General features: G+C 49.1%; 22 protein-coding genes and 1 other RNA gene. 7 read left to right on the top strand and 16 right to left on the bottom strand.

Annotated features, from left to right (window positions below; all coding sequences use genetic code 11):
* Positions 1 to 4: 4 nt before the first annotated feature.
* The 11 genes from rfbH to V7051_RS05540 all read right to left on the bottom strand — a co-directional run bounded on the left by rfbH (position 5) and on the right by V7051_RS05540 (position 8,648).
* The gene (gene rfbH / locus V7051_RS05590) at positions 5 to 1,609 is read right to left on the bottom strand and encodes a lipopolysaccharide biosynthesis protein RfbH (protein ID WP_333873903.1); all 1,605 of its coding nucleotides are present in this window, start codon (positions 1,607 to 1,609) and stop codon (positions 5 to 7) included.
* Positions 1,599 to 1,826, bottom strand: a complete 228-nt coding sequence (locus tag V7051_RS05585; protein ID WP_333873904.1) for a hypothetical protein — start codon at positions 1,824 to 1,826, stop codon at positions 1,599 to 1,601. The genes rfbH and V7051_RS05585 overlap by 11 nt, the downstream gene beginning before the upstream one ends.
* Positions 1,823 to 2,902, bottom strand: coding sequence for a CDP-glucose 4,6-dehydratase (gene rfbG, locus V7051_RS05580; protein WP_333873905.1), 1,080 nt, complete (start codon positions 2,900 to 2,902; stop codon positions 1,823 to 1,825). The genes V7051_RS05585 and rfbG overlap by 4 nt, the downstream gene beginning before the upstream one ends.
* Positions 2,896 to 3,663 carry a glucose-1-phosphate cytidylyltransferase gene (gene rfbF, locus V7051_RS05575; RefSeq protein WP_333873906.1) on the bottom strand — a complete coding sequence of 256 codons (768 nt, stop codon included), beginning with the start codon at positions 3,661 to 3,663 and terminating at the stop codon, positions 2,896 to 2,898. The genes rfbG and rfbF overlap by 7 nt, the downstream gene beginning before the upstream one ends.
* Positions 3,660 to 4,619 (bottom strand): GDP-L-fucose synthase family protein, encoded by a 960-nt coding sequence (locus tag V7051_RS05570; RefSeq protein ID WP_333873907.1) that lies wholly within the window; start codon positions 4,617 to 4,619, stop codon positions 3,660 to 3,662. The genes rfbF and V7051_RS05570 overlap by 4 nt, the downstream gene beginning before the upstream one ends.
* A 9-nt stretch (positions 4,620 to 4,628) precedes the next feature.
* A complete protein-coding gene (gene gmd, locus V7051_RS05565; RefSeq protein WP_333873908.1) occupies positions 4,629 to 5,714 on the bottom strand; it encodes a GDP-mannose 4,6-dehydratase in 1,086 nt (361 codons plus the stop codon).
* A gap of 5 nt (positions 5,715 to 5,719) precedes the next feature.
* Positions 5,720 to 7,138 (bottom strand): mannose-1-phosphate guanylyltransferase/mannose-6-phosphate isomerase, encoded by a 1,419-nt coding sequence (locus V7051_RS05560; protein ID WP_333873909.1) that lies wholly within the window; start codon positions 7,136 to 7,138, stop codon positions 5,720 to 5,722.
* A gap of 305 nt (positions 7,139 to 7,443) precedes the next feature.
* Complete coding sequence (locus V7051_RS05555; RefSeq protein ID WP_333873910.1) at positions 7,444 to 7,902, bottom strand: EVE domain-containing protein; 459 nt, start codon at positions 7,900 to 7,902, stop codon at positions 7,444 to 7,446.
* 27 nt (positions 7,903 to 7,929) lie between these two features.
* Positions 7,930 to 8,109, bottom strand: a non-coding RNA gene (gene ssrS, locus V7051_RS05550) — 6S RNA.
* A gap of 21 nt (positions 8,110 to 8,130) precedes the next feature.
* Positions 8,131 to 8,430, bottom strand: a complete 300-nt coding sequence (locus V7051_RS05545) for a cell division protein ZapA (RefSeq protein ID WP_333873911.1) — start codon at positions 8,428 to 8,430, stop codon at positions 8,131 to 8,133.
* Positions 8,427 to 8,648 carry a TIGR02449 family protein gene (locus tag V7051_RS05540; RefSeq protein ID WP_333873976.1) on the bottom strand — a complete coding sequence of 74 codons (222 nt, stop codon included), beginning with the start codon at positions 8,646 to 8,648 and terminating at the stop codon, positions 8,427 to 8,429. Before V7051_RS05540 ends, V7051_RS05545 begins: the two co-directional genes overlap by 4 nt.
* 152 nt (positions 8,649 to 8,800) lie before the next feature.
* Here V7051_RS05540 and V7051_RS05535 point away from each other — a divergent pair, with 152 nt between their 5' ends.
* The 5 genes from V7051_RS05535 (at position 8,801) to V7051_RS05515 (ending at position 13,857) form a co-directional block, all read left to right on the top strand.
* Positions 8,801 to 9,325 (top strand): UPF0149 family protein, encoded by a 525-nt coding sequence (locus tag V7051_RS05535; RefSeq protein ID WP_333873912.1) that lies wholly within the window; start codon positions 8,801 to 8,803, stop codon positions 9,323 to 9,325.
* Positions 9,326 to 9,356: 31 nt separating this feature from the next.
* Positions 9,357 to 10,667 carry a Xaa-Pro aminopeptidase gene (pepP, locus tag V7051_RS05530; RefSeq protein WP_333873913.1) on the top strand — a complete coding sequence of 437 codons (1,311 nt, stop codon included), beginning with the start codon at positions 9,357 to 9,359 and terminating at the stop codon, positions 10,665 to 10,667.
* On the top strand, positions 10,667 to 11,878 hold the full coding sequence (ubiH, locus tag V7051_RS05525; protein ID WP_333873914.1) for a 2-octaprenyl-6-methoxyphenyl hydroxylase: 1,212 nt from the start codon (positions 10,667 to 10,669) through the stop codon (positions 11,876 to 11,878). The genes pepP and ubiH overlap by 1 nt, the downstream gene beginning before the upstream one ends.
* A 4-nt stretch (positions 11,879 to 11,882) precedes the next feature.
* A complete protein-coding gene (locus V7051_RS05520; RefSeq protein ID WP_333873915.1) occupies positions 11,883 to 13,103 on the top strand; it encodes a UbiH/UbiF/VisC/COQ6 family ubiquinone biosynthesis hydroxylase in 1,221 nt (406 codons plus the stop codon).
* A 178-nt stretch (positions 13,104 to 13,281) separates the two neighbouring features.
* On the top strand, positions 13,282 to 13,857 hold the full coding sequence (locus V7051_RS05515) for a hypothetical protein (RefSeq protein WP_333873916.1): 576 nt from the start codon (positions 13,282 to 13,284) through the stop codon (positions 13,855 to 13,857).
* A 65-nt stretch (positions 13,858 to 13,922) separates the two neighbouring features.
* Here the strand turns inward: V7051_RS05515 and V7051_RS05510 are convergent, their stop codons facing one another.
* The 5 genes from V7051_RS05510 to V7051_RS05490 all read right to left on the bottom strand — a co-directional run bounded on the left by V7051_RS05510 (position 13,923) and on the right by V7051_RS05490 (position 19,406).
* A complete protein-coding gene (locus V7051_RS05510; protein WP_333873917.1) occupies positions 13,923 to 14,309 on the bottom strand; it encodes a DUF1987 domain-containing protein in 387 nt (128 codons plus the stop codon).
* Positions 14,310 to 14,320: 11 nt separating this feature from the next.
* A complete protein-coding gene (locus tag V7051_RS05505) occupies positions 14,321 to 14,875 on the bottom strand; it encodes a SiaB family protein kinase (protein WP_333873918.1) in 555 nt (184 codons plus the stop codon).
* A gap of 16 nt (positions 14,876 to 14,891) precedes the next feature.
* The gene (locus V7051_RS05500; protein WP_333873919.1) at positions 14,892 to 16,172 is read right to left on the bottom strand and encodes a SpoIIE family protein phosphatase; all 1,281 of its coding nucleotides are present in this window, start codon (positions 16,170 to 16,172) and stop codon (positions 14,892 to 14,894) included.
* Between the two features lie 196 nt (positions 16,173 to 16,368).
* Entirely contained in the window at positions 16,369 to 17,712 is a 1,344-nt protein-coding gene (locus tag V7051_RS05495) for a sigma-54-dependent transcriptional regulator (RefSeq protein WP_333873920.1), read from the bottom strand.
* Complete coding sequence (locus V7051_RS05490; RefSeq protein ID WP_333873921.1) at positions 17,709 to 19,406, bottom strand: sensor histidine kinase; 1,698 nt, start codon at positions 19,404 to 19,406, stop codon at positions 17,709 to 17,711. The genes V7051_RS05495 and V7051_RS05490 overlap by 4 nt, the downstream gene beginning before the upstream one ends.
* A gap of 63 nt (positions 19,407 to 19,469) precedes the next feature.
* Between V7051_RS05490 and sucC the strand changes: the two genes are divergently transcribed.
* Together sucC and sucD are read left to right on the top strand one after the other, a co-directional pair.
* Positions 19,470 to 20,636 (top strand): ADP-forming succinate--CoA ligase subunit beta, encoded by a 1,167-nt coding sequence (gene sucC / locus V7051_RS05485; protein ID WP_333873922.1) that lies wholly within the window; start codon positions 19,470 to 19,472, stop codon positions 20,634 to 20,636.
* Positions 20,633 to 21,499 (top strand): succinate--CoA ligase subunit alpha, encoded by an 867-nt coding sequence (gene sucD, locus V7051_RS05480; protein WP_333873923.1) that lies wholly within the window; start codon positions 20,633 to 20,635, stop codon positions 21,497 to 21,499. The genes sucC and sucD overlap by 4 nt, the downstream gene beginning before the upstream one ends.
* The last annotated feature ends 14 nt before the right edge of the window (positions 21,500 to 21,513 follow it).

Here is a 21,513-nt window from a genome sequence, read left to right as displayed (position 1 = left end):
CAAGCTAAATACTTAAGCTCAGAAACTCTTCAATCCGTTCGCAGACATAGTCCAGCATCGGCTCGTTTAATCCGGGGTACACACCGATCCAGAAAGTGTTATTCATGATGTCGTCGGTGCGGGTCAGCTCGCTGCTGACACGATAAATACGGTCCTTAAAATACGGCTGACGGGTCAGGTTACCGGCAAACAATAGGCGCGTGCCGATTTTGTATTGGTCCAGGTATTTTAACAGCTCGACCCGCTCGATACCGGCCGACTCCCTGATCGTAATCGGGAAGCCAAACCAGGACGGCTCGCTATCCGCGGTCGCCTCGGGCAAAATCAGCAACTGTTCGCAGGATTGCAGCCGTGTTTTAAGGAACGCGAAGTTGCGTTTGCGCGCGGCGATAAACTCAGGCAAGCGATCCATTTGCGCCAATGCGCAAGCGGCCTGCATGTCGCTGATGTTCAGGTTGTAGCCCAGATGCGAGTAGGTGTATTTATGATCGTAGCCTTTAGGCAATGTTCCAAGTTGCCAGCCAAAACGTTTGCGGCAGGTATCGTCGCAGCCCGGCGCGCAGTAGCAATCGCGGCCCCAATCGCGGAACGATTCGATAATTTTTTTCAATTTACGGTCTTTGGTAAAAACAATGCCGCCTTCGCCCATGGTGATGTGGTGAGCCGGGTAAAAACTACAGGTGGCGATATGGCCGAAAGTGCCGACATGCTGGCCCTTGTATAGTGAGCCTAATGCGTCGCAGCAATCTTCAATCACCCACAGGTTATGTTTTTGCGCGATCGCCATCACCGCATCCAGGTCGAACGGATTGCCCAGTGTGTGGGCAACCATAATCGCGCGGGTGCGTTCGGTCACCGCCGCTTCGATTTTTTGCGGGTCGATATTGTAGGTCGGAATATCGACATCGACAAACACCGGCACCATGCCGTTCTGCAAAATGGGATTAACGGTGGTAGGAAAACCGGCCGCTACGGTAATAACTTCATCACCCGGCTTTAATGCGCGATCACCCAGTTTGTACGAAGTCAGCGCAGTAAACGCCAGCAAGTTGGCGGCCGAACCTGAAGTAGTCGTCAGTGCGTAAGGCACGCCGACAAATTCGGCAAAACGCTGTTCAAATGCGGCGTTAAAACGCCCGGTGGTAAGCCAGCCATCCAGAGAGGCATCGACCATGTTTTTCAGTTCGGCAGCTCCGAGGACTTTGCCGGAAGGAGGAATGACGCTGGTACCGGCCTGAAAAGATTTATGCTGATATTTTAAATCAGCGAAATTATCAATATTCAACATCACCAATTTACGCAACACACGCTCATAACCGGTATCACTCAACTGAGCGACCGGCTTTTCTATGCGGCTGCTATGCAAATTAAACGTTTTGTCGATTCGAATATGGCTTGGATGCTTGAGCGGTCCATCGACAAAATCCGCAGCTTCCAACGCAAAGCCATTCGCTTCATCGACCGGCGCCTTAGTAATAAAGGCAATGCGTACATCTTCGTTTTCATCCTTGCCGGCCAATGCCAACACGGGTCTTTTCTTTTTATTGCTGAGATCGCTAAACGGAAAGTACGCGCTGTAAATCGTACCAGGCGTAATTTCAAAGGTCATTCCAACAATCCTCTTCCGCGCTGTTAAGGATATTTTGGGCAAAACCGCTTTCATCCATTAATTTCGCCAACGCCGAGCTTTCTTCCAGTGCCGCAGCTTTGGAAGCTGATCGAGGAAAAATGACAACCTCAACTTCGTCACCCATTTCGGCGGGCAGAACAATGTGAATAGTATGATTTGCATCTGCCGTCAGTTGTTTACGTAAAACGCCAGTCATGTTCGCGCCTCTTTCAAATAAAGGTTAATTTGTTTCAATGTTACCGCTTTCATATTCGCGCCCTGCTGATATTTTTTTTGCCAATCCACGATTTTACTCAACGCTTGATCCAGGTTCCATTTCGGCTGCCAATGCAGGCGGGCTTTAGCCTTGGAACAATCCAGTTTCAGGTAATGGGCCTCGTGCGGATGATCGCCATCATCCAAGACCCAGCTCGCGTCCTCGCCCCAGGATTGAGTCAAGCTTTCCACTATCCATTGCACAGGCTTGGCATCTTCGTCGCTCGGACCGAAATTCCAGCTCTCGGCATAAACTGCGCCTTCTTGGTAAAGTTTTTGCGCCAGCAATAAATAGCCTGACAGCGGCTCCAACACATGTTGCCAGGGACGAATCGCATGCGGGTTGCGGATATGCACCGGCTTGCCCTGCATGATTGCGCGCATGATGTCTGGAATAAGCCGGTCTTCGGCCCAATCGCCGCCTCCGATCACGTTGCCCGCTCTGACCGAAGCCAATGCGACGCGATGATCGGTAAAATTGTGCGAATTGAAATAGGAGCTTCGATAAGCCGCCGCCACCAGTTCGGCACAGCCCTTGCTGTTGCTGTAAGGATCGTAGCCCCCCATCGCTTCATTTTCCCGATAACCCCAGGCCCATTCCCGGTTTTCATAGCACTTGTCGCTGGTGACATTGACAATGGCCCGCACACTGCTCGTCAGTCTTGCCGCTTCCAACACATGCACGGTGCCCATTACGTTGGTGGAATACGTTTCTATCGGGTTGGCGTAGGAATAGCGCACCAAGGGCTGAGCTGCCATATGGATGACAATCTCGGGTTGATATTTTGCAAATACGGCTGACAGCGCGGCAAAATCGCGTATATCCGATTCGATGCTGACCATGCATTCAGCCACATTGGCGGCCTCGAACAGGCTCGGATTCGTCGGCGCCTCCAGTGCATAGCCGATGACTTTTGCGCCCATGTCTTGCAGCCACAGTGAAAGCCAGCTGCCTTTGAAACCGGTATGGCCGGTTAGCAATACGACTTTACCGGCCCAGAATGAGGGTTCTACCATATTTTCCACGGCGCTTTGCCGCTTGCCCATAATGTTTCAAGATGGTTTTTATCGCGCAAAGTATCCATAGGCTGCCAAAAGCCTGAATGAAAATAAGCCGCCATTTGTCCGTTTCCGGCAAGTCGCTCCATCGGTTCGCGCTCCCATACCGTATGATCGTCTTTAATGTAATCAAGTACTTCGGGCGAGAGCACGAAGAAACCACCGTTCACCCAACTACCGTCTCCTTGCGGCTTTTCTTGAAAACTAACAATGTTATTTCCGCTCAAGTTAAGTGCACCGAAGCGTCCTGGTGGCTGTGTTGCGGTCAAAGTGGCCAATTTGCCATGCTGTTTATGAAAATTAATCAGCGCCGTGATGTTAATATCTCCAATACCATCACCATAAGTACAGCAAAAATCTTCGCCCGTTACATAATTGGCAATGCGCTTAATGCGGCCACCGGTCATGGTTTCTTCCCCGGTATCGACCAGCGTGACGCGCCATGGCTCAGCATTGCGTTGATGCACTTCCATCTTGTTATTCTGCATGTCAAAAGTCACATCGGACATATGCAGGAAATAATTGGCGAAATATTCCTTGATAACATAGCCCTTATAACCGCAGCAGACCACAAACTCATTGATGCCGTGTGCGGAATACACTTTCATGATATGCCAAAGCATGGGACGACCGCCGATTTCAATCATCGGCTTCGGACGAATGGATGTTTCTTCGCTGATTCGTGTTCCCATTCCACCCGCAAGAATGACTGCTTTCATACCAAATTGCCTTTGAATACTTTGTAAGTCAGATTGATCCCTTCTTTGAGACCGGTACTCGCTCTCCAGCCCAATTCACCAATTTTGGACACATCTAATACCTTACGTATCGTGCCATCGGGTTTGGATACATCTTGTACAAAGTTACCAGTGTACCCTACTACATCGGCACACATTTCTGCCAGTGCTCGGATGGATAAGTCTTCGCCCGTACCCACGTTGATCAATGGGCAGAGATCAGGGTTAATCAACGCGTTGTAGCGCTCATCATCTAATGACGCCAAAAATACTAACGCATTCGCCAGATCGTCCACATACAAAAATTCGCGTTTAGGCATACCACTACCCCACAGCACAACTTCTTCAGTACCGGAAATTTTTGCTTCGTGTATTTTGCGTATTAAGGCAGGCAATACATGTGAGTTATTCAAATCATAATTATCGCCCGGACCATATAAATTGGTGGGCATGGCTGCCAGCCATTTAGTTCCGTATTGGCGATTGTACGACCAGCACATTTCAATACCGGCAATCTTAGCCAAAGCATAAGCGCGGTTGGTCGGTTCGAGCGGTCCTGTGAGCAGATATTCTTCCTTGATCGGCTGCGGGCAATCACGAGGATAGATACAAGAGCTACCTAAAAATATTAAACGATTGACACCTGTCGCATAAGCAGCACGGCAAACATTTGACTCAACAGACAGATTATTCATTAGGAATTCCACCGGATAACTATTATTGGCCTGAATACCACCGACTTTCGCAGCGGCCAGAAATACGATCTCAGGTTGTTCCTGCTCAAAAAATTGTTGCGTGGACCTAGCGTCTTCCAAATCCAATTCGGCATGAGTGCGCCCTATCAGGTTGGTATAGCCTTGCCGCTGTAACTCCCGAACAATGGCGCTACCCGCCAAGCCCTGGTGTCCGGCAATATATATTCTAGCGCGCTTATTCATGCTGATTGTTTACTCATGATAATCATAAACAACAAAGCCGTGCTTCTTTACCAACTCGTCACGCTCGGCAGATTTAAGGTCTTCGCACACCATTTCGCTGACTAATGCCTCGAAGCTGATTTGGGGCGTCCAGCCGAGTTTGATCCTGGCTTTGCTCGCATCACCCAATAGCGTTTCCACTTCAGTCGGACGGAAATAGCGCGGATCAACAGCGACGATACAGTGACCGGCGTCATCGAAGCCTTTCTCGTCAACGCCTTCCCCGCGCCATGTGATAGCTATATCCAGCTCTTTGGCAGCGGCATTGACGAAATCGCGTACGCTGTATTGCACCCCGGTGGCGATCACAAAATCTTCCGGCTGTTCCTGTTGCAGCATCAACCATTGCATCTCAACGTAGTCTTTCGCATGACCCCAATCGCGCAAGGCATTCAGGTTGCCGAGATACAGGCAGTCTTGCAGGCCCAGTTTGATCCGGGCCAACGCACGGGTGATTTTGCGCGTGACGAATGTTTCGCCGCGAATCGGCGATTCATGATTGAACAAAATACCGTTACAGGCATAGATACCGTAGGCTTCGCGGTAGTTGACGGTGATCCAGTACGCGTAAAGTTTGGCAACCGCATAAGGGGAACGCGGATAAAACGGCGTGGTTTCCTTTTGCGGAGTTTCCTGCACCAGTCCGTATAGCTCGGACGTGGAAGCCTGATAAAAACGCGTCTTTTTTTCCAGGCCGAGAATACGAATCGCCTCCAGAATGCGTAATGCGCCCAATGCGTCCGAGTTGGCGGTGTACTCCGGCTCTTCGAACGAGACCGCAACGTGGCTTTGTGCCGCGAGGTTATAGATTTCGTCCGGCTGGACTTTTTGAATGATATGAATCAGGCTCGACGAGTCGGTCATATCGCCGTGGTGCAAAAAGAACGGCTTGCCTTCTTCATGCACGTCATGGAACAAATGGTCGATACGCGCGGTATTGAACAAGGAGCTGCGGCGCTTGATGCCATGAACTTCATAGCCCTTATCCAATAACAATTCAGCCAGATAAGCGCCATCCTGCCCGGTAACGCCGGTAATTAATGCTATTTTACTCATTGGGTTTAAGCTCTGTCGTAAGTGTCATCGAAACGCACAATATCGTCTTCGCCGACATACTCGCCGCATTGCACTTCGATAATTTGCAACGGAAGAGTGCCGGGATTTTCCAGACGGTGCCGGTGGGTCTTGGGAATATAAGTCGACTGGTTGGCTTCCAGTTGGATTTGCTGCGTACCATTGGTGATTTTAGCGGTGCCGGAGACCACAACCCAATGCTCGGAGCGGTGTTTATGCATTTGCATCGAAAGCTTGGCGCCCGGATTAACCATAATACACTTGATCTTGAAGTTGGGGCCTTGTTCCAAAACCGTGTAGATTCCCCAGGGGCGATGCACGGTCAAATGCGTTTCAGTCAAATGCGGATGGGTTGTCTGTACCTGCGCGACCAGTTGCTTGATGTCCTCGGTGCGATTGCGGTCGCAAATTAGCGTCGCATCCGCGGTCTGAATCACTGCAATATTCTGTACGCCCAACGTGGCCAGCAGACCGTTCGAACTCCATAGCAGACTGTCTTGCGTATCCAGCGTCAGGACATCGCCTTGCGTGATATTTCCCGATTCATCTTTGCCGCGATGCTGATAGATTGACTCCCAGCTGCCAAGATCGCTCCAGTCCATCGAAACAGGCACGACCGCCACTTTTTTCTCTTTTTCCGCTAAACCATAGTCAATGGATAGATTCGGCAGCTGGTCATAAGAGGCTTCCACCACGGCCATTCCCGACATTGATGTTATTGCATGATGAATTTCCGGCTGATGGCATTCCAGCATGTGCATAAAATCGCCCGCCCGGAATACAAACATGCCGCTGTTCCACAAATAGCCGTTTTCGACAAAGCGTTTTGCGTTCTCAAGATCCGGTTTTTCAACAAATCGGGACACACTCAAAACCGGATCGGCTGCGTTGAGTCCCAAAGACTCCGCAGGCTGAATATAGCCGTAACCGGTTGCCGGCTCGGAGGGTGTAATACCCAGCAATACCAGATAACCTTGCGCCGCCGCCAACTCGGCCGATTGCCAGGCCGAAAGAAAACCTTGTTCGTCGCCGATCGCGTGATCGGAAGGAAAAACGCCGACTATCGCCTCCGGGTCCTGCTTGAAAATTTCCCACACGGCCCATGCAATCGCAGGCAATGTATTGCGGGCACAAGGTTCGGCCAATACCGCCGCAGGAAGCTGTGCGTCGACTTCTGCCAACTGCCCTTTTACCTCAAACTTGTGATCCTGGTGCGTTACCGTCAACAAGCATCCGGCATCCACATGCTTGAGTAAACGGCATGCCGTTTGTTGCAGCAATGTTTGCTCTCCGTTGAGAGGAAGCAATTGCTTCGGGCGCAATGTTCGGGAAAGCGGCCAAAGGCGACTGCCGCTGCCGCCGGCAAGAATAATCGCATAACTGTTAGCCATAATCTTATCGGACATGACAACCGCGTAATTGCATGAAGTCCGCTTCTAATGATGAAGAAGGGGAAGCAGGAGCAGTGCAGCGGTTTATTGTGAGAAACGTATAGAGCGCTTGCAAAGGGATTAACAAGGACAATACCGATCGAACTTGGATCACTAAAACATCTCTTATCATTGTCCTTTCAATATTAAGCATATTCTTGTTTTTATCGAGGCCGGTGAATTATTCAATTGTTTCATAGGCAAGCCAATTTAACTAAGTCTTAAGGCCGCTTGGCCTGACCTGCATATATTCGTAAATTTTATCAGTTAAGCTTGCTGCTTTATTCCAGTGAAAGAATAAACTCCCACTGATCTTTGCTTACCGGCATAATGGATAATCGATTACCGCGCCTGACCAGCGCGAGGTCTACCAAAGCTTCTTCGTGCTTTAATTCTTGTAGGGTGATGGTGCGGGACAGGGTTCTGACATATTTAATGTCAACCATGATCCAGCGAGGATGTTCAGGATCGCTTTTAGGATCGAAATGCTTGTCGTCCGGATCGAAGGCGGAAAAATCGGGGTAGCCTTCTTTGACGATTTCCATAATGCCGACGATGCCGGGCATGCTGCAATTGGAATGATAAAAGAAAACCTGGTCGCCCAGTTTCATGTCATCCCGCATCATATTTCTGGCCTGATAATTACGTACACCATCCCAATGTTCGGTCTGGTTAGGCATGTTGTAAAGATCGTTAATCCCGAACGTATCGGGTTCGGATTTCATTAGCCAGTAGTTCATGGGGATTTCTTTATGAGATGTTATGGTGCATCTCCCGCCTGCGCCGTAATGTGCTTTCGTCCTTGAACCGAAGGTTCAAGTGGGGACATGGCCGGTAAATCAGGCTTCCCGTATAAAACGGGCATGCTCACCAATACTGGTATCCGCCCCCGGGGTAAAAACAGGTTCAGGAAACACCCAGCACACTCTCGAACGCTGCAGGAAATGCAAGACAATAGTTTATCGTGTTTACTGATTTTCTAAAACGTTTTCTATCTTGTGAGTCATTTTCGCCAGACATTCATTCAATGTTTGGTTAAGTGCGGCATTTTGGCTTTTTATCATTTGTAACTCGTGCGCCAAATTAAGCGCCGCCATAACCGCGATCCTGTCTGCGCCGGCCACCTTGCCGGAATCCCTCATTTGACGCATTTGCATATCAAGCTGTCCCGCCGACCTAATCAGGTCGCTTTGCTCGTCCGGCGCACAGGCAATTTTATATTCTTTGCCCATAATGGTCAGCGACACAGGCTGGAGTTTCTTGTTCATGATCCGTTCTCCATTGCTTTTAGACGAGTAATCATCGCTTCAACCCGAGTTCTGGCCAAAGTGGTTTTTTCTAAAAGTTTGGCCTTTTCCCGAACTAATGAATCTTGTTTGGTTTTCAGCGAACTGTTTTCATTTTTCACATGGTTGTACTGCTCGATAAGCTGATCCAGCTTGTCTTCGAGGTCTTTTAACTCTAAAGATTGATTTAATTCTGTCATGGTGGTAACTAGGTTGTTGCGAGCAAGTAAAGATGCGCCATTTTGCGTCTTTACCAAGCGATTCAAGATTAACAAATATTATCCAAGTTAATGATCATGGTAGCATAAGCGATATTTTTAGTCCGCGATAGTGAAATTATTATGTGGGATTTATGACTTACCAAGTAATTAATGCAATAGTTGTACATAGCGATGCCGAACTATCGGCGGCGCACGCTCACGGCATGGCGACCGGCATGTTATGCGCCAATGAGCAGGCACAAAGTGCTGAATGGCTAACCGAGCTGTTTCAGCATGGAACACCCGTAGCTGATGATGAGCGGACGACCTTGGTCCATTTGTTCGAAGATACCCGAGACTTATTGGTTAGCGATGAATTTGAATTTGACTTACTTTTACCCGGCGATGACGCATTATTGGGTGAGCAGGTTGAAGCCCTGACTTACTGGTGCCAGGGCTTTTTACTGGGCGTGGGTTTTACCCATGCCACCTCCGACTTGTCCAAGGAAGCCAGGGAAATACTAAAAGACATTATCGAATTCACCAAGTTGGATACCGAAGCTGAAGGCGAAGAAGATGAGAGCGATTTTATGGAAATTACCGAATACATGAGATCGGCTGTGTTATTGCTGCGGAGCGAATTAAATCAAAAAAGTTCAAGATCAAAAACGTCTTGAACCTTTTACCTTGAAACTTACCTGATTAAACATGAAACAAAGTGAATTTAAAAAACGCCGCAAGCTATTAATGCAGCACATCGGCAAAGGCAATATTGCACTGATCGGCAGCGCAGCAGTTCGAGCCCGCAACCGGGATGTCAATTACCCGTTCCGGCAGGATAGCGACTTTTATTATTTAACCGGCTTTAATGAACCGGATTCTTTGGCCGTTTTTATTCCCGGCCGCAAACAAGGCGAATATATCTTGTTCTGCCGGGAATTCGATGAGAAAAAGGCCCTGTGGGAAGGCGCACATGCCGGTCTCGAAGGCGCGACCACGCATTATAAGGCGGACGATTCTTTTCCGATTGACGACCTGGACGATATTTTGCCCGGCATGCTGGAAGACAAAGGCAAGGTCTATTATCCGATAGGACGGGATTCCGACCTTGACCACAATTTGCTGGTCTGGATAAACCATATCCGCAGCCAGTCCAGAAGCGGCGTTACTGCGCCGGGAGAGCTGGCTTCACTGGAGCATATCCTGCACGAAATGCGGCTATTCAAGAGTCCTGAAGAGCTCAAGCTGATGCGCCGGGCCGCTGACGTATCCGCCAGCGCTCATGTTAAGGCCATGCAAAAATGCCAACCCGGACTGTATGAGTATCAGGTAGAAGCGGAAATCATTTATAACTTTATCCAGGGCGGCCTGCGTGCGGTTGCTTACCCTTCGATTGTCGCCGGAGGAAAAAATGCCTGCGTACTGCATTACACTGAAAATGCCGATAAATTAAAAAGCGGCGATTTACTGTTAATCGATGCCGGTGCCGAGTGCGACCATTACGCCGCCGATATTACCCGCACGTTTCCGGTTTCAGGACGTTTTAGCGATCCGCAAAAACAGCTTTATCAATTGGTCCTGGATGCCCAGGCGGCGGCAATCGAACAGATCAAGCCGGGCTTACCGTGGCATTTGGCGCATGAAGCGTCGGTTGAGGTGCTCACTAAAGGACTGGTAACACTGGGATTACTGAAAGGCAAGGTGTCCAAGCTGATCAAGGATGAAAAATACAAACAGTTTTACATGCACAGGATCGGCCACTGGCTGGGCATGGATGTGCATGATGTCGGCGACTATAAGCTGGATAAAGAATGGCGTTTACTGGAAGCCGGCATGGTACTGACCATCGAGCCGGGATTGTATATTCCTGAGGATTGCCTGACCGTTGACGAACAATGGCGCGGCATCGGCATACGCATTGAAGACGATGTGCTGGTAACCGCCGAGGGGCATGAGATTTTGACCGGCGGCGTACCCAAAACCATTGCCGAAATTGAAAGCTTAATGCAGGCGAGCTGATGCAACATGATTATGACTTATTGATTTCCGGCGGCGGCCTGGCAGGTAACTGTCTGGCGCTGGCATTAAAAGAAACCGGGTTGAAAATTGCAATAGTCGAAGCAAGCACCCGCGAACAACATCATAATTCTCCCGCCGGTGACAGGGCCTTGGCTTTGGCCGCCGGTACCGTAAAAATGCTTGAGGCACTGGGCATTTGGCAGGGTATCAGCCAAGCCGCCACAGCAATCAAAGATATCCATATTTCCGATCAGGGCCATTTCGGTAAAACCCGGCTTTCGGCGCAAAAAGAAAATGTGGAAGCGCTGGGCTATGTGATTACCGCAAGAGACATTGAAGCGCATGTCGCCGGCTTGGTTAAGGAAAGTAGTATAGAACTGATTTGCCCTGCCCGGCTGGTCGGCTTGATGGCCGGTAATGATGCCGTCAACATCAGTCTGAAACGCGGCGATGAATCGTTAAACATATCGGCCAAACTGCTGGTTGGCGCGGACGGCGGCAACTCCTCGGTGCGCAATCTGCTGGAAATACCCCGGCACATCACCGAATACGGACAAACAGCTCTGGTCACCACGGTTAAAACATCCCTTCCCCATAAAAATGTCGCATTCGAGCGTTTTACCGCTTCAGGGCCGTTGGCCATGCTGCCTGTCGATATTGATCATTGCGCCGTGGTCTGGACGCGCACCAGCGAAGATGCGGATGCACTGATGTCCGGCAGCGAGGCGGACTTTTTGGCCGAGCTTCAGCAATGTTTCGGCTATAGACTGGGCGAGCTAAGTTTGGCAGCCCCTCGGCGAGCGTTCCCGCTGTCACTGATCCGCGCCGAAAAAATGACCGCAGATCGAACCGTGGTCATCGGCAATGCGGTGCATCAGTTGCATCCGGTTGCCGGACAGGGGTTTAACTTAGGGTTGCGCGACGTTGTGCAACTGGCCGAAATGATCATCAAGCAGCATCAGGCAGGTCAAGACATTGGCGACGCCGGTTTTTTAGCGGCTTACGCTGACTCAAGGCAAAAAGATCATGACCGGACTATCGGCTTTACCAATAGCGTAGTGAAAATATTTTCCAACGATTGGCTGGCATTGGCTGCCGCCAGGAATATCGGCTTGGCGATACTGGATCATATTCCTGCCGCAAAATCCATGCTGACCCGTCATGCGATGGGATTGGCCGGACGCATGCCCAGATTGGGCAACAGGAGATAACGCAGTGACCGAACATTATGAAGTAATTGTCGTCGGCGGCGGCATGGTGGGAGCAGCAACAGCTTGCGCGCTGGCTCATGGCGGCATTAAGGTTGCATTGCTGGAAACTTTTAACCCGGAAAGACAGTGGCCGCCGGAGCCTATCGATATTCGCGTCTCCGCTTTAACCAAAGCCTCCCAGAATATTCTCGAAATGTTAGGCGCATGGCCGGGCATGGTGCAGCGCGGCGTTTGCGCTTATCGGGACATGCGGGTATGGGATGCTCGCGGCGGTGGGGAACTGCATTTTGATTGCGCCGACACCGACTTCCCCGAACTCGGACATTTGGTCGAAAACAGAGTCACCGTTGCCGCCCTTTGGGATGTGCTGGATACCCTGCCCTCGGCCACTTGCATTACCCCGGCAAAAGTTGTCGATATGCAGCTTAACGAACACGGTCGGCAGTTACGCCTGGAAGACGGCCGAATCCTTGAAGCTGATTTGGTAATTGCCGCCGACGGCCGTGATTCTGCATTAAGAACAATGGCGGGCATCGACGTTACCGGCTGGGAATATCATCAGGACGGCCTGGTCGCTACGGTAAGCACTGAAAAGAGTCATCAGTTCACCGCATGGCAGCGGTTTCTCGATGAAGGGCCGTTGGCTTTCTTACCGCTAAAAAACGGGCAGTGTTCGATTGTTTGGACCCTGAGTTCGGAAACGTCAAAAAGCCATTTGGCGCTTGCCGACGAAGACTTCCTGCATGTTCTGGAGCAAGCCTCCGGCGGTATTCTGGGTAAAATGCTGGACGTAGGTCCACGGGCCGCATTTCCTTTACGCTTTCAATATGCAAACCGCTATGTCGATCAGCGTTTTGCGGTCTGTGGCGATGCCGCTCATGCGATGCACCCTCTGGCCGGGCAAGGCGTCAATGCCGGGTTATTGGATGCCGCAGCCATTGCGGAGCTGGTCATTCAGACCCGGCAGGAAAAAAGGCCGTTATCCAGCTCACGCTTCTTGCGTCGCTACGAACGCTGGCGCAAAGGCGATAATTTGATGATGATGTCGAGCATGGATCTGCTCAACAAGACCTACAGCGTGACCGCACAGCCCTTTGTCGGCCTGCGTTCAGAGGGAATGAACCGGGTTAATAACACCGCACTGGTCAAAGCTTATTTTAACCGTTACGCAATGGGCTTGCGTGCCGATTTACCCAAACTGGCAAAAAAGCAGACATGCTGGTAATTGCCGGACTTCGTCCTAAGCATCTGGCAGATTTGCAGTTTTTCGAATTAGAGTTTTCCCTGGCTACCGGCTTCTGGTATATTCCGGCACTGGCAATACGGGTTACCTGCTGAGCAACGACGCTTAATTTCAAAGCAGTAATAATAAAAATTAATTTTTAAAGAGGTGGAGAGCCATTATGACTGAAGGGTTATTTATATTAACTACTATTTTTGTCGCTTATGTTGTTTATGCGATTATAGGCGAACAGAAAACAACTGCTAAATCCAAAGCGCCGGCGGCAGAACCTGAAGTACAGGCAGCACCCGCGGAACAATCAAAGGCTCAGGCTGCGGTCGCAACAGAAAAACCAGCCGAAATTAAACCGGCTGCCGCTAAAACTGTTGCCCCTAAGGCGGTAACCCAAACAGCCCCCCCTGTAGCCGCCAAACCGGTAACAACAGCTAAAGCAGCAGCGCCCAAAGCAACGGCAACTAAAGCTCCAAAGGCAACTACAGCCAAACCCGCAGCAACCGCTAAAAAAACCACTGCTGTGGCCGCGGCGCAGAGCACCGGCTTAAAAGACCCAAAAACAGGAGAAGTTGCTACGGCTTATAGCAATTACCGATTTACCAAACGCTGGATAAAAGAGGCCTTGGTTACAGAAAGCTTGTTGGAAAAGGTCTATACCGCTAACGAACTGAATGCCGAGGTTGACGCGAAAATAAAAGAGGCTATAGCAAAACTGGAAGCCATGGATAAATATAAGGCGTAAGACTTAGATAACTGCAAATGTAAAGGGAGGCATCGCCTCCCTTTTTTTATGAACTGTTTCTGTCGCTACGCTAACACTATCGCGTTGAAATCAATCCAGGTAAAGTCTTCCTGAACATCCTGTCCCAATTCCAGAATCGTGTCGTCTTCTTCATCATGGTGCCAGTTCAATAAAACACAATTCGGATGATTTTTGGCATATTCGTTCAATAACTCAAACATGCTGTAAAAAATCTTAGTACTGACGCTGTTGAAATAAGTGAGCTGAAAATTAAATTCAACAGGATCGCCGTTAAGTGATTTTAAATGGCTTTGCAATTGCCGAAGAATAGGACGGAAAAACTCAACACCGTTTTCAGGATACGCTTCACCGGACATGCTCAGTGTGTTGTTTGAAAATTTAAAGTTAATTTCAGGTGTATCGGAAGTTGCTGGAATGTATAAATCGGTCATGACAGTTCCCCTTAAATAGTGGCTTTCAGATAAAAACAAGACAATTCATCTTCATACCCTACTGCATCTCTGATAGCGTATTGGATAGGTTCGGCTGAATCTCTTGCCAGTGTTAAAAATCCCAGACCTGCACCTTTGCTGATTGTGTCGGCACTGTGCTGATCATTTTTCAATTGGCTGCGATAAGCTTGCCTGATTTCGTCGGCGCTCATTTCCAGGATCGGGTCAATCTTGTCGCGTATACGTCCTTCATGCTGTTTTTGAATAAAATTTGCGCAAATAATAAAATATCTGTCTTCTTTTTTGCCGACAATAACAGAGCCTTCTTTGGTATCGTCAGAATCGGGCATACCGGGTGAGTAATGCATCGCATTTTGTATCATCTCGATAAAAGTGGAGAATACCTTGCGAGACCTTGCTCCCTTTTCATCCTGAATTTGCAATTTTTGTTTTAAAGAATCGCTCATGGTTGTAATCACATTCTGTGAAAGAATACCGCTATAATAAAAAACAATACCGTTAGCATCCGCCTCTTCGCGGAATACTGTAAACAGATCGATCAGCATAAAATTTTCCGGTTAATTAAAATCTGAATCCCATCAGGCAGACATCGTCACGACGCTTTTGTTTTCCCTGATAGTCATAATAGGCTTGCATGACAATTGACTCTTGCTCCGGCATAGGTTTGAGGTAATTTTCCTGAATCAGCCCCGAAAAGCGTTTTTTGCCGAAAGCGATTTTTTTTAATCCGCCAATCTGATCGATGATCCCGTCGGTAGTCAGGTAAAGACACATCCCTTTGGTTAGCTGGAGCTGTTGATTGGTCCATTGATAATCCATCGGCGTATCGATATAGCCTACGCCTTTACGATCAGGGTCCAGCAAATGTACGTCGGATGATTCGTTGCCTATATAAAATAAAGGTGTTTTAGCCCCGGCATAAGTGAGGGTATCGTTTTTAGTATTGACCCAGCAGAAAGCCGTGTCCATACCGTCATCGGATTGTCCGTTCTGCGCGGAAGAAAACCTGTCGAAATCAATGCCTTCAGTACCCGCTTCATTGATCTGTCCAAGCGCCATCTTGACCTTTTTATTCATTATCGCCAGCGCACCGGCTGGGTCGTGACGATTATCGTCAAGCAAAATATGATCGAGGAAAGAAGCCATGATCAGCGTCATAAATGCACCGGGAACGCCATGTCCCGTGCAATCGATCAATGCGAGAAAGAAACCGTCATCAAATTTTTTGCAGAAATAATAATCCCCGCCTACTTTGTCCCGCGGCTCCCAGTGCATGAAGTAGTCTTGCAATACGACGCTCATGTCTTCTCTTGACGAACGCAGGAAGGACTTTTGGATGATACTTGCGTAATTAATGCTTTCTGTTACCAAACGGTTTTTTTCCGCCTGTAAGAAAGACACCACTTTAATTAAATCCTCTCCGGTGCCAAGCCCCAGGTAATCGCCTTGTTCATCGGTGATAATAAATCCGTCGTTGATGGTTTTACGACCGGAACCCAACACTTTAAAACTGAGCGTTTGAATGCTCATGTTTTGATCGACAATAAGCGGACTTTTGTCCATGAAGGCAATACAGCTTTTCCGGTCGAATAAATCATGATGGAAAGGTTTAGCCATGCCTTCCATAAAAATATTACGGCTAATCAAACCAACCGGCTTGCCATTCTCTACCACAGCAATAGAAATCAGGTCGTGATGCTCATCCAACAATTTCGTCACTTCAAGATTAGTTTGTTGGGGCGATACCGTAGGACAGAGTTTTAGCAGACTGCTGGCGATATATTCCGCCTCAATTTCAGACAGTCCCGCTCTCGATTGGTTTAATAAGGATTGATCTAACATTGACTTCCCTTCATATTGAAAATGCGACAAGGGTAGATCACCTTTATTACAACATGATGAATTCGGACGTTAATGCAGCTATCCAGTAAAAAGTGTGAATCGGTTCACATTTTTGGCCACCTTAGTGTGCCAACTGGCAGCGATGACAGGAGAGTCAAAAATATTGGCTTTGGAGGGATTGGTGTGGTTTTCGGTGTTAATGATCCATATCCAGCTGTTTCAAGCGATAGCGTAACGATCTGAAAGAGAGCCCCAGCTGTTTGGCGGTGGCTGTTTTGTTCCAGTTATTGTCTTCCAACGCAACAGTGATGGCTTTTCTTTCGATTTTTTCCAAATGATCTTCCAGCGACTCCAACGCTGTACCATATTCCGTCGATTTAGCCGCATTATGCGCATCTATCGGCAGGTTCAAATCATCCCTTTCTATGCTGCTGCCTTCATACAACGCTAGAGCTCTTTCGAGGATATTTTCAAGCTCTCGAACATTGCCCGGAAAATGATATCGTTGCAATGCCGTTAATGCTGATGCCGATAAGCTTGGCCTATCCTGTTTGTTGGCACCGGTCAGCTTGGCTAATATATGGTCGACAAGAACGGGAATATCGTCAGGCCGTTCTCGTAAAGGCGGAACGAGAAGATCGATGACATTGATCCGGTAATATAAATCCTGCCTGAAACTGCCGTCCCGAACCATATCGTTAAGATTTTTATGGGTAGCGCTGAGCAAACGAATATCGACCGGGATTTCCTGCTGCTCGCCAACGGGACGGATTTTTTTTTCCTGTATCGCGCGCAGTAGCTTGACTTGCAGGGACAATGGCAAATCGGCGACTTCATCAAGAAATAAAGTGCCTCCTTCCGCCGCCTGGAAAAAGCCTTTTTTGTCGCTGACAGCCCCGGTGAAACTGCCTTTTTTATGGCCGAAAAATTCACTTTCCATCAGCTCGTGCGGGATCGCTCCGCAGTTAATCGCGACAAAAGCATGGTCGCTACGGGAACTTTGCTGATGAATCAGCTTCGCAACCAGCTCTTTACCCGAACCTGATTCGCCGCTGATATAGACCGGCGCCTGGCTGCGGGCGAGTTTTTCTATTTTGGCCCTGATCTCCTGCATGATTAATGAATCACCTAATAGCGTGTGCCTTGTTCGTCTCTCTTTGACAGAACCGGTAACGGAAAGCTTTAAGGCATTGTTAACAAGCAGACGCAATGCGGGCAAATCAACCGGCTTGGAAACAAAATCAAAAGCGCCTTTTTTCATCGCCAAAATCGCCGACTCCATATTACCGTGTGCGGTAATAACGGCAACCGCTATCGGGATCGGCAGTGTTTGTATAAAGTCAACCAACTCAAGACCGTTGCCGTCGGGCAGCTTCATATCGGTCAAGCAAAGATCGAGGGATTTTTGCTGTAATAATGTCTTGGCCTGAGCAATATTTTCAGCGCAGAATGTTTCGATATTCATCCTGTTAAGAGTGATTTCCAACAGCTCACGGATATCGGGTTCGTCGTCTACAATCAATGCCGATGGTTTATTCATATATCAATTAGGGTCTGTTCCGCATTCAACAAACAGAGCCGAAAACTGCTCCGATGATTATCAGCCAAATAATAGCTCAATTTTGCCTGATTTAATTCGGCTAATTCTCTTGAAATATACAGCCCTAATCCTGTGCCACTGGAAGATGTGGTAAAGAAGGGCTCAAATAAATGGCTCTGGTGCTCGCTGCTGATGCCGGAACCGTTATCAATGACCTCGATGCAAGGTGCTTGCTGTATCGCAAAAGCACGTAAAATTATCGGCCCGGTCTCAGGCTTGCCGTATTTCAGTGCATTCCGGCACAAGTTGTCCATAATCTGCCTTAAATGGTTGGGATCTATAAACGCGCACAAAGATTCACCAGGATGTAATAACTTGAATGCATCCATATTAACAGCATGTTCAAGTGTGAAATTTTTCAGGTAATTGTCCAGCCACGGCTTCAGACGAATTTTTTCCCGCCTTGAATCGTTTCTTCGGGAAAGTTGTAAAATATCTTCAATAATATGGTTGACGCGAATTGAATGGGTCTGAATGATTTCTGTCAGCCGCCGATCCTGGACAGATAACAACGGGTTTTCCGAAAGCAATTGCCCGGCATGACTGATAGCCCCTAACGGGTTGCGTATTTCGTGGGCAATGCTGGCGGTGAGCCGGCCCAGCGATGCAAGCTTGCTTTGTTGCACCTGCTGATTATAAAGCGCAATATCTTCCAGAATAATCATATAAAAAAACTCATGCCCGGTCGGCAGCGGCATGAACCGGATATGAATTTCGGACTGATTCGGCAGTTGCAGCAACACAAGGTTTTGTTCCTGATCGGATAACCAAATATGAAACGCCTCAGCCAAATAGGCCGAAATGTCGCCAAGCTTGACCGGCAATGCCGATAAATTTGCCAACCGTAATGCAGACTCATTGGCCATCTGAATGGCTTGCTGCTTGTTGGCGATAATAATGCCCGATTGCAGATGTTGGATAATGTATTTGTTGAGATCTTCCAGTTTAATAATGGTTTGTTGTTGTTGATCGGCAAGCTGGAAGATCTGCTCGCTACGTTTTGCCAGGATATACGACAGCAAGGCGATGGTAAAAAATGCTGCGCCCAGCATTCCGGCATTGGCGTAAGAGGTCGAATCAAAGCTGTGCGAGTAATCGGCAACGACTTGCTCGGTCAGCACGGACAAACTGGCCATCGCGGCAAAAAGCATCGCACAGCGGCCTCCGATTAATAATCCGCCAGCCGCGATGGACACAGCAAGCAAAGTCCCCATGCCGCTGTTAACGCCGCCGGAAGCGTGCATTATCAAGGTTAGGATGAGTATATCTGTAAAAATCAGCAATTGCGCTTGCGTGGTGTAGCTTGTGAGCCGCCAAGCTATGCAAATACCGGATAGGATTGAGAGAATCAGATAGCATTGGCTGCTGTAGACGAATAATCGGCTATCGTAAGTGCCTAGCAATGAAGAATCTGTGTAACTGTAAAACAAAGCGATAAATATACCGGCCAAAATCAGTCGGTAACCTAAAAAAACCTTTAACAACATCCAGGCTTGCTGGGCCGGAATACCGTAACCTTTGGAAAAAGGGCACGGAAAGATAGTCTCGTTGGTATTTGGCGGCATGTTTATTTTTAAAATGGCGTTTTGCAGGGACTTCGTTAAAATGCTCAATAGAGCGTTTAATCGTAGCATTTAGTTGTTATCGTGTGTGAAAAATACCCGCCGGACTTTGCCGGTTAATCCAAGGAGTAATTAATGAATATTCATGAATATCAGGCTAAGCAGTTATTTTTGCATTACTCCATACCTGTGCCTGATGGTAAGCATGCAACATCGCCCGAAAGCGCCGAGCGGGTTGCCGAAGAACTGGGCGGTGACGGCTGGGTGGTTAAAGCCCAGGTTCATGCCGGCGGTCGGGGTAAAGTCGGTGGCGTTAAGCTGGCCAAAAGTCCGGCTGAAGTAGCCGCGTTCAGCAAGGACATGCTTGGCAAACGGCTGGTGACCAACCAAACCGGCGCAGAAGGATTGCCGATTAACTCGGTACTGGTAGAAAAAACTTACCCGATCAAACGCGAATTGTATCTGAGCGTGTTGGTTGACCGGGGCAGCGAGCGCATTATTTTTATTGCCTCGGCAGCGGGCGGCATGGATATCGAAACCGTCGCCCACGAAACGCCGGAACAGATTATCTCGGTTCCCGTTCATCCTGCCGCCGGCTTACAAGGTTATCAATGCAGGAAAGTCGCCTACGCTTTGGGGCTTAAAGGAGCGCAGATCAAAGCCTTAGGAAAAATCATGCAAGGCTTGTACGACCTGTTTTTAGCCAAGGACGCCAGCCAGATTGAAATTAATCCACTGATAGAAACCGACAGCGGCGAGCTGATCGCGCTGGATGCCAAGATTAATTTCGACGATAACGCGGTTGAAGCCCATCCTGATATAGGCGCAATGAAAGATGCTGCTCAGGAAGACGAAAAAGAAAATAAAGCCCAACAATTCGGACTGAATTACATCACTTTGGAAGGCAATATCGGCTGCATGGTCAACGGCGCGGGACTCGCGATGGCGACCATGGATTTGGTCAAATTGAAAGGCGGGCAACCAGCCAATTTTCTCGATGTTGGCGGCGGTACCAGCGTTGAAAAAGTCTGCGAGGCGTTCAAGCTGATCCTGTCGGATCACAGCGTCAAAGCGGTCTTGGTGAATATTTTCGGTGGTATCGTCCAGTGCGACATTATCGCGGCGGGTATTTTAGCCGCCGTCGAACAGGTGCATGTCGCCGTGCCGGTGGTTGTGCGGCTGGAAGGCACCAATGCCGAGCAGGGCCGGGCCTTGCTGAGCAACACAGGATTGAATCTATATGCGGCCGATGATTTGGCGCACGCCGCAGAACAAGTCGTTGCATTGGCGGAGGCCGCATGAGCATTTTAATCAACAAAGACACCAAAGTGATTTGCCAGGGTTTTACCGGCAAACAAGGCACTTTTCATTCCCAGCAAGCGCTGGATTACGGCACGCGATTAGTCGGCGGCGTTACCCCGGAACGCGGCGGCGAAACCCATTTGGGTTTGCCGGTATTCAATACCGTACAGGATGCAGTAAACGACACAGGCGCCACCGCCAGCGTCATTTACGTACCGCCTTTTTATGCCGCCGATGCGATTCTGGAAGCGGTCGATGCCGGGATTAAACTGATCGTCTGCATCACCGAAGGCATTCCGATATTGCAAATGCTGCGAGTTAAGGCAGCGATGGCCGGTACCGGCGTTTTGCTGGTCGGCCCCAACTGCCCCGGCGTGATCACGCCCGGCGAATGCAAAATCGGCATCATGCCCGGCCATATTCATCTGCCCGGATTGATCGGCATTGTGTCGCGCTCCGGCACCTTGACCTATGAATCGGTGCATCAAACCACAGCACAAGGCTTGGGACAAAGCACCTGTGTCGGCATCGGCGGCGATCCGATACACGGCATGAACTTCGTCGATGTGCTGAGCCGTTTTCAAGCTGATGACCAAACCAAAGGCATCGTAATGGTCGGCGAAATCGGCGGCGGCGAAGAGGAAGAGGCCGCAGACTATATCAAAGCCCATGTCACCAAACCTGTGGTTGCCTATATCGCAGGACAAACCGCGCCTCCCGGCAAACGCATGGGCCATGCCGGTGCAATTGTGACCGGCGGCAAAGGCACGGCGGAAGGCAAAGTCGCCGCGCTTAAAGCGGCGGGGATTGAGGTGGTGAGCTCGCCGACTGATATTGGTGTGGCGATGAAGGGGTGTTTGTGAAGATAGAATATGGC

Origin of the sequence: Methylobacter sp., from assembly GCF_036845245.1 — a bacterium.
GTDB lineage: Bacteria > Pseudomonadota > Gammaproteobacteria > Methylococcales > Methylomonadaceae > Methylobacter_A.
This window is presented reverse-complemented; position numbering and strand designations above follow the sequence as displayed.

Excerpts from the sequence above, each read along its gene's own strand:
- rfbH (WP_333873903.1), bottom strand. The coding sequence starts at position 1,609 with ATGACCTTTGAAATTACGCCTGGTACGATTTACAGCGCGTACTTTCCG.
- V7051_RS05535 (WP_333873912.1), top strand. The coding sequence starts at position 8,801 with ATGACTTACCAAGTAATTAATGCAATAGTTGTACATAGCGATGCCGAA.
- V7051_RS05545 (WP_333873911.1), bottom strand. The coding sequence starts at position 8,430 with ATGAACAAGAAACTCCAGCCTGTGTCGCTGACCATTATGGGCAAAGAA.
- ubiH (WP_333873914.1), top strand. The coding sequence starts at position 10,667 with ATGCAACATGATTATGACTTATTGATTTCCGGCGGCGGCCTGGCAGGT.
- V7051_RS05585 (WP_333873904.1), bottom strand. The coding sequence starts at position 1,826 with ATGACTGGCGTTTTACGTAAACAACTGACGGCAGATGCAAATCATACT.
- gmd (WP_333873908.1), bottom strand. The coding sequence starts at position 5,714 with ATGAGTAAAATAGCATTAATTACCGGCGTTACCGGGCAGGATGGCGCT.
- sucD (WP_333873923.1), top strand. The coding sequence starts at position 20,633 with ATGAGCATTTTAATCAACAAAGACACCAAAGTGATTTGCCAGGGTTTT.
- V7051_RS05510 (WP_333873917.1), bottom strand. The coding sequence starts at position 14,309 with ATGACCGATTTATACATTCCAGCAACTTCCGATACACCTGAAATTAAC.
- sucC (WP_333873922.1), top strand. The coding sequence starts at position 19,470 with ATGAATATTCATGAATATCAGGCTAAGCAGTTATTTTTGCATTACTCC.
- V7051_RS05505 (WP_333873918.1), bottom strand. The coding sequence starts at position 14,875 with ATGCTGATCGATCTGTTTACAGTATTCCGCGAAGAGGCGGATGCTAAC.
- pepP (WP_333873913.1), top strand. The coding sequence starts at position 9,357 with ATGAAACAAAGTGAATTTAAAAAACGCCGCAAGCTATTAATGCAGCAC.
- V7051_RS05495 (WP_333873920.1), bottom strand. The coding sequence starts at position 17,712 with ATGAATAAACCATCGGCATTGATTGTAGACGACGAACCCGATATCCGT.
- V7051_RS05560 (WP_333873909.1), bottom strand. The coding sequence starts at position 7,138 with ATGTCCGATAAGATTATGGCTAACAGTTATGCGATTATTCTTGCCGGC.
- V7051_RS05500 (WP_333873919.1), bottom strand. The coding sequence starts at position 16,172 with ATGTTAGATCAATCCTTATTAAACCAATCGAGAGCGGGACTGTCTGAA.
- V7051_RS05515 (WP_333873916.1), top strand. The coding sequence starts at position 13,282 with ATGACTGAAGGGTTATTTATATTAACTACTATTTTTGTCGCTTATGTT.
- rfbG (WP_333873905.1), bottom strand. The coding sequence starts at position 2,902 with ATGGTAGAACCCTCATTCTGGGCCGGTAAAGTCGTATTGCTAACCGGC.
- V7051_RS05490 (WP_333873921.1), bottom strand. The coding sequence starts at position 19,406 with ATGCTACGATTAAACGCTCTATTGAGCATTTTAACGAAGTCCCTGCAA.
- V7051_RS05570 (WP_333873907.1), bottom strand. The coding sequence starts at position 4,619 with ATGAATAAGCGCGCTAGAATATATATTGCCGGACACCAGGGCTTGGCG.
- V7051_RS05540 (WP_333873976.1), bottom strand. The coding sequence starts at position 8,648 with ATGACAGAATTAAATCAATCTTTAGAGTTAAAAGACCTCGAAGACAAG.
- rfbF (WP_333873906.1), bottom strand. The coding sequence starts at position 3,663 with ATGAAAGCAGTCATTCTTGCGGGTGGAATGGGAACACGAATCAGCGAA.
- V7051_RS05555 (WP_333873910.1), bottom strand. The coding sequence starts at position 7,902 with ATGAACTACTGGCTAATGAAATCCGAACCCGATACGTTCGGGATTAAC.